Here is a 7,406-nt window from a genome sequence, read left to right on the forward strand (position 1 = left end):
CCCTGACCCCCCCCTCGGTCGCCCCCCCCCCCCTCCGCCCCCCCCCAAATATCCTTACTCTTTAAACTCTACCTTATCAAAAAAACTCATCATAAATATCTTAAAATTTACCAACAAATCACCGAAATTTTTCCACAACTTCACTATCCTGCTTTGGAAAATTGTGAAGATTATAAAGAAAGTTTAAAATGCAAATTTCATTTATCTTATTTGCTTGGAGAAGTTTTTATTAAGGCTTTGAAAAAATGGCATAAGGGAGGTTTGCTAAGACTTAATAAAGATTTTAAAAAAGCTTATGAAAATTTTAAATTTTATCAAATTTTTTTTTCTCAAAATCCAAATGTTGAACTTTTAACACTTGAATTTTGCGCTAGTCATAAGGATTTATTTTTTAAATATTGTCCAGATCTTCAAAATTTAATGCAAGATCATAAAGATTATCTAGCTCTTAAAGAAACTTTAATAATTAATATCCCATTTGTTTTAAAACATTTTAAAAGAGTAAAAGAATGGTTAAATTCTAAAAAATTTAAAGAAAAATATGAAGATATTAATCACCCTTATCCTCCCATATTAAATCCTGATATTTTAAATGAGCTTTTAGCAATTAAATATGATGAGAAATGTGACAAGCAAAATTTAAAGGATCATTTACAACAACAAGCTTTAAAGTTAAATTTAAGTAAGGAAGTTCTTGCTTATATAAATGCTGGGTTTGACTATAGGCTTATTTCTGCTGAATTAGCTTGGGAATTAAATTTACCTTTGCCTAGGAAGTATGAATTTGTGCTAGTGGCCGCACATGGAACTGGCTCTAAAGCATTAGGTATTTTTTTTAAATTGTGCCAAACAATATGGATTGAATGTACTGAAAATGGCAAAGAAAGTTTTATATATTTCTTTAATTGCCTAATTTTAAATTCCGGATACAAATTTTTAGCATTTCAGTGTTTGCCCACAGAATACAAAAAACTCCTCGCATTGATGAATCATAATGTAGATTATTTATTTTTAGTTAGGGATCCATTTGAAATTTGGACATCTTATTCAAATCATAGAATAAAAAATGATTCATTTAATAAAACAATTAATATAAATGACAACTTATATGAAGCCTTAAATGTATTTTTATATTTAAGTAGCTGGGCAGATAAACCATTAATGGTAGATGAAAAGAATGAGGACACCTGGGCAAGATTAGATGAAAGAAACATGAATTGTAGATCATGTGCATTTGAAGGTAGCATCATAAAATATGCTAAAAACTGCAAAAATATTTATTATATACAAACAAAAGATTTACATAAAGATAAGGCTTTTGAAACTATGAAATATCTCGGCAAAACATTTTCTTTTGATGTTCCAAATAATCCGAAGCTATTTGAAGAACAAAGAATAGGCGATTTAAATATTTTTTTTCCTCGAACAATATTATTTGATAATAAATTTAATTTAACAATTGAAATTCAAACAATTTATATGAACTATGATGAAAATATCTTTACAGACATTAAAACTTTAATATATCCAAAAGATGGAGCTTTTTTTAACGAGATTGTTTTATTATACGAAAAGAAAAAAATGGAATTTTTAACAAAATTTCAAATCAAACAACTTGTAGAATATTTTAAGAAATTTTCAATGGCCATTAAAGAGCGATTAGAAATAGAATCCAAAAATAGAATTAAACCCGAAGATCATTTGAAAGTTTTTCAAAAATCCAGTAAAACTAGAACTAAATTGAAGGAAATTTATGATAGAGAATTTCAATTTATCAAAACTCATCGTCCTGACATCGTGGATTCTTGGAAATATTATAAGGAATTTGAAAAAATGTGTGAGGATTTTAAGGAGTAGCGTGGCTACTTCCTTAAGTTTTTATACATTTTTCGACAGAGCTTTAAATTTAAATCTTTAAGATAAGTCAAATTCTCTCTTTGTGCTTTCACATCATCAAGCTCTACGCAGCTTATCCCCTCATATTCGCCAAGCTCTTGGATAATCTCACCTTTGGGATTAATAATTTTCGTCCTTCCAGCAAACTTAATATAGCTATCTTTTACCTTAAAAATCCCTCCCACAGCGATTTGCCACCACGACAAAGCATCCGCTCTCCAAAGCCCTTGCCCTACTTGCCAAGTCCCATACATAAGATCTTGCTACGCCAAATGCAGCAGGGTAAATAAGAATTTGTGCGCCTTGTAAAGCTAAAAAAGCACCCTCACTAAACATAGCAAATTTCAAGCCCAACTTTGACCTTAAATTCTTCAAATTTCAGCTCAAAAATGGGATATTTTTTGCCCTTATTAAACCTTTTTTTCTCATTATCATAAAGATAAATTTTGCGGTTACCAAGCACACCCTTTTTAGAAAGTATGTAGGCTGTATCGTAAAGCTTATTTTACTTTTTTCTATGCTATTTGCTAAGCATTATAAATTTTGCTTAATTTTATTAGAGGGGCTAAGGTCGAGCTTTTGCTATGATTTAAATCAAGTCCTAGCTCTAAATCTTTATCTTCCACACAATAGCCACTATCAAAAAGCTCTGGTAAAACCACTATCCTAGCACCCTATTCTAAAGCCTTTTTAGTCCAAAATACTGCTTTTTCCATATTAGCCTCACGCTCAAAAGATGCTGGAGAGAATTGAACGCTAGCAAGTTTCACCTTACTCATAACAACTCCTTTAATCTAATTTTAATAGATTGTAATTTGAATTATTTTATTCTTAACAAATTTTGATTTAAATTTTTTTAGTTAAAATGCGTATAAAATTACAATTTCTGTTACAAAGTGAAATAATGGCAAAAAATAAACCCATTTTTGAATGTGAAGCCTGTGGGAATCAGCAAAGTAAATGGCTAGGTAAATGCCCTGAGTGCGGGGCTTGGGACAGTTTTATCGAATTAAAAGCCGAGCAAGTAGCCATCTTAAAAGAACTTTCTAAAAAAATAAATACTCCAAGTGAGGCAGTGTGCATCGAAGATGTGGAGCTTGAAAATTTCACACGCATAAGCACCGAAGATGTGGAGCTTGATCTTGTTTTAGGGGGAGGTATAGTTGAAGGCTCTCTCATCTTAATAGGCGGAAGTCCGGGCGTAGGTAAATCAACCCTTTTACTCAAAATCGCCTCAAATTTAGCACAAAAAGGCAAAAAAGTCCTTTATGTCAGCGGAGAAGAAAGCAAAACGCAAATCAAACTAAGAGCCGATAGACTCGAAGCAAATAGCCCCAATTTATTTCTTTTAACCGAGCTTTGTTTTGAAAATATCGCAGAGGAGTTATATAAACAAGATTATGAATTTCTCATCATAGACTCCATACAAACACTTTATAGTTCCAAAATAGCCTCCGCCGCAGGTTCTATCACGCAGGTTAGAGAGCTAACTTTTGAATTAATGAAAGTAAGCAAAATGAAAAATATCAGCACTTTCATCATAGGACACATCACAAAAGACGGCGCCATAGCAGGTCCTAGGGTTTTGGAGCATATGGTTGATGTGGTGCTTTATTTTGAGGGCGATGCGACTAAGGAAATTAGGCTTTTAAGGGGCTTTAAAAATCGCTTTGGAAATACAAGCGAGGTGGGGATTTTTGAAATGGGTCCTAAAGGCTTGATTTCGGCTAAAGATTTAGCCAGTCGCTTTTTCTCTCGCACAAAAGCAAGTGCGGGAAGTGCGCTTAGTGTCGTAATGGAGGGCTCACGCGCCCTTGTGCTTGAAATTCAAGCTTTAGTATGTGAAAGCTCTTACCCCAAACGCAGTGCCACAGGCTACGAAAAAAACCGCCTTGATATGCTACTAGCCCTCTTAGAACGCAAACTTGAAATCCCTCTAGGGCATTATGATGTATTCATCAATGTCAGCGGAGGAGTGAAAATCAGCGAAACGGCGGCAGATTTAGCAGTCGTAGCGGCTATCATTTCAAGCTTTAAAAACCGCCCTTTAAGTAAAGATAGCGTTTTCATAGGTGAGCTAAGCTTAAATGGCGAGATTAGAGAGGTTTTTAGCCTTGATGTGCGTTTAAAAGAAGCGAAAATGCAAAATTTCAAAAATGCCATCATTCCAAGTAAAGCCCTAGAAAATGTAGGTCTTAAATGCTTTATAGCAAAAGAACTTTCACAAGTTTTAGAATGGATGTAACAAAATAGAAAAAAACAAATGCTAAAATCTCTCTTTTGTAAGGATAAAAAATGACTCAAATAGGAATTTACGGCGCAAATGGGCGTATGGGGCGTATGATAGAGCTTTGCTTAAGGGAGGAAACGGAAGCAAAGCTTGCTATGCTTTATGATAAAGGCGGAAATTTAGACCAGCTTTTTGAAAAAAGTGAAGTGATTATCGATTTTTCTTCACCCCTTGGCACAAGCGAGCTAATCGCTTATGCTAGAACCACGCCAAAACCTTTAGTCATAGGCACGACAGGACTTGATGAGAAAATTATGCAAACTCTTCATAACGCAAGTGAAGTAATGCCCATTTTTTATGCGACAAATATGTCCTTAGGTGTTGCCGTGCTAAATCATTTAGCCACAAAAGCAAGTGCTATGCTTAAAGAATTTGATATAGAAATTTTAGAAATGCATCATCGTCATAAAAAAGATGCACCAAGTGGCACGGCGATGACCCTAGCCACAAGCGTAGCAAAGGCGAGAAATTTGGAACTTTCTAAGGTAAGAATTAGCGGTCGTGATGGTTTAATAGGCGAACGAAGTAAAGATGAAATCGCCGTGATGAGTCTAAGAGGCGGAGATATAGTAGGCAGACACACCATAGGCTTTTATGAAGAGGGGGAATTTTTAGAGCTTAACCACACAGCAACCTCAAGAGCGACCTTTGCTAAAGGTGCGATTAAAATCGCCAAATGGCTTTGTAAAAAAGAAACGGGGCTTTATTCTATCAATGATTTTTTAGGAATTTAAATGTGTGCAGTTGTAGGAGTGATTAATTCATCAAATGCTAGCACTTATGCATATTACGCACTTTTTGCTATGCAGCACAGAGGGCAAGAGGCTAGTGGGATAAGCGTGAGTGATGGGGCGAAAATAAGAACCATTAAGGCTAAGGGGGAAGTGAGTCAAATTTTTAATGGGGAAAATTTGAAAAATCTAAACGGAAGCCTAGCCATAGGGCATAATCGCTACTCAACCGCTGGAAATTCAAGCCTTAATGACGCCCAGCCCATAGCCGCCACTTGTATCCTAGGTGACATAGCCCTAGCACATAATGGAAATTTGGTTAATAAAGAAGAGATTAGAAATGAGCTTATTAAAGACAGAGCCATTTTCCGCACTAATATGGACACAGAAAATGTCGTGCATTTAATCGCTAAAAGCAAAAAAGAAAGTTTAAAAGAAAGATTTATAGAAAGTTTAGCAAAATGCGTTGGGGCGTATTGCTTTGTTTTGGCTGATAGAAATAGGCTTTATGTGATGCGAGATCGCTTTGGTGTGCGTCCGCTTTCCTTAGGGCGTTTAAAGGACGGAGGCTACATCGTGGCGAGTGAAACTTGTGCTTTTGATTTGATAGAGGCTGAATTTATCCGCGATGTTAAACCCGGAGAAATGCTTGTTTTCACGCAGGGCAAAGAGGAATTTGAAAGCTTGCAGCTTTTCAAAGAAGAGCCTAGAATTTGTGCTTTTGAATATATTTATTTTGCAAGACCTGATAGCATTATCGAGGGAAAAAGCGTGTATGAAGTGCGTAAGAAAATGGGCGAGAATTTAGCGAAAAAATTCACTCACAAAGCCGATTTTGTAGTCCCTGTGCCAGATAGTGGAGTGAGTGCTGCCATAGGCTTTGCACAATTTTTAAAACTTCCGCTTGAAATGGCTATTGTGAGAAATCACTATGTAGGACGCACCTTTATAGAGCCCACCCAAGAATTGCGTAATCTTAAAGTCAAATTAAAACTCAACCCTATGCGCCCTGTTTTAGAGGGCAAAGAGATAGTCGTTATTGATGATAGTATAGTGCGTGGAACGACCTCAAAGAAAATCATCTCCCTTTTACGCGCCGCAGGAGCAAAGAAAATTCACCTTGCCATAGCTTGCCCTGAGATTAAATTCCCAGACCTTTACGGCATAGACACACCGACTTTTGAAGAATTAATTAGTGCTAATAAAAGCAGCGAAGAGGTGAGGGAGTATTGCGGTGCGGACACTTTGAGCTTTTTAAGCATAGAAGAACTTGTTAAAAGTATAGGCACTGAAAGGGCTTACTCTCTCATTAGCTTTGACGGAGATTATTTTATTAAGGAGTGAAATATAAAGAGAGATAAAATTAATTAAAAGCCCATTTTTCCATATTTTACAAAAAAAAAAAAAACGATTTTTCAAATTTCTCTTTACTTTTCATTATTTTTTCTTTATAATTACGATTATTTTCATCTTATTTAGAAAGGATTTAGTTATGAAAAAACATTTTATTCTTGCGGGGGGGGGGGGGGGGGTAACTCCAGCTTTAAAAGGCTTTACTTTATTTTCTTGTAGTTCTTTAATTTTCACAGGCTTACTTACAGTAGATTTAAATGCCCAAACTATTACCATTACTAACAGTAATAGTATTATAAATAATACACATCACAACAAAACACTAATAGTAAATTCCTCCATAAATGTGATCACAACAAACCCTTATCGTGGTACTTCTCTAGGACTATATTTCACAACCATTAAAAAACTTGATATACAAGAAAAAGCTTCTATAGAATCTTGGCTTGATACACAAAACGCAACTATAAATCAAGTGGATATTAGCGGACAAACTGCAGGGTTTCATCTCAAAAGAGGTACTAAGATAGGAACTATAGATCTCAAACAAGGAGGACGCATGATGTCTATGTATATCCGTAATCCTAGTGTAACTATCGATACTTTAAACATCAATGGCACCCTTGCAGGCTGGTCTGCGTATGGCGGTATTAATAATCAAGGAGGAAAAATAAATACTATTAATGTCAAACAAGGAGGTAAGATCGAACAAGGCATTAGAAATAATAACGGCACTATACAAACCTTAACTATCAATAGCGGGACTATTAATGGAGGTATCACTAATAGCAAAACTATACAAACCTTAACTATCAATAGCGGGACTATTAATGGAGGTATCACTAATAACCGCACTATGGGAAGCATTAGCGTGAGTAATGGCACGGTAAATGGCAATATCGTCAATTCAGGCACTAACGCTAGCACGGGCAATATCAACATCACAGGAACAAGTAATGTAAGTGGCTCTATCGTTAATCAAAACGGCGCAAATTTCACAAGTAACATTACCCTAGAACAAAACTCCAAACTAGGAGGCATTTCAAATAATGCAAATTCTACGATGGGCGGAACGCTTGATTTAAAAGGCGAAGTAGGAACAATCAGCAATGCTGGAACTTTTAATAGCACTTTAA

General features: G+C 35.5%; 5 protein-coding genes and 1 pseudogene. 5 read left to right on the top strand and 1 reads right to left on the bottom strand.

From position 1 onward, the window contains the following. Positions 1-48 precede the first annotated feature (48 nt). On the top strand, positions 49-1,857 hold the full coding sequence (locus tag NYG92_RS07325; RefSeq protein WP_489752805.1) for a DUF2972 domain-containing protein: 1,809 nt from the start codon (positions 49-51) through the stop codon (positions 1,855-1,857). A 5-nt stretch (positions 1,858-1,862) separates the two neighbouring features. Here NYG92_RS07325 and NYG92_RS09175 read toward each other — a convergent pair. Continuing rightward, a pseudogene (locus tag NYG92_RS09175) lies at positions 1,863-2,558 on the bottom strand (carbon-nitrogen hydrolase family protein). A gap of 242 nt (positions 2,559-2,800) precedes the next feature. On the opposite strand from NYG92_RS09175, the gene radA reads away from it, so the two are divergent. From radA to NYG92_RS07365, 4 genes are all read left to right on the top strand, one after another. Beyond that, complete coding sequence (radA, locus tag NYG92_RS07350) at positions 2,801-4,141, top strand: DNA repair protein RadA (protein WP_270985122.1); 1,341 nt, start codon at positions 2,801-2,803, stop codon at positions 4,139-4,141. A gap of 50 nt (positions 4,142-4,191) precedes the next feature. Continuing rightward, on the top strand, positions 4,192-4,920 hold the full coding sequence (dapB, locus tag NYG92_RS07355) for a 4-hydroxy-tetrahydrodipicolinate reductase (protein WP_289233989.1): 729 nt from the start codon (positions 4,192-4,194) through the stop codon (positions 4,918-4,920). Then, on the top strand, positions 4,921-6,261 hold the full coding sequence (gene purF / locus NYG92_RS07360) for an amidophosphoribosyltransferase (RefSeq protein ID WP_270977790.1): 1,341 nt from the start codon (positions 4,921-4,923) through the stop codon (positions 6,259-6,261). Positions 6,262-6,409: 148 nt separating this feature from the next. After that, positions 6,410-7,406: hypothetical protein (locus NYG92_RS07365; protein WP_289233990.1), on the top strand; the 997-nt coding region annotated here is incomplete at its 3' end.

The organism is Campylobacter felis, from assembly GCF_030250085.1.
GTDB classification, from domain to species: Bacteria; Campylobacterota; Campylobacteria; order Campylobacterales; family Campylobacteraceae; genus Campylobacter_D; species Campylobacter_D upsaliensis.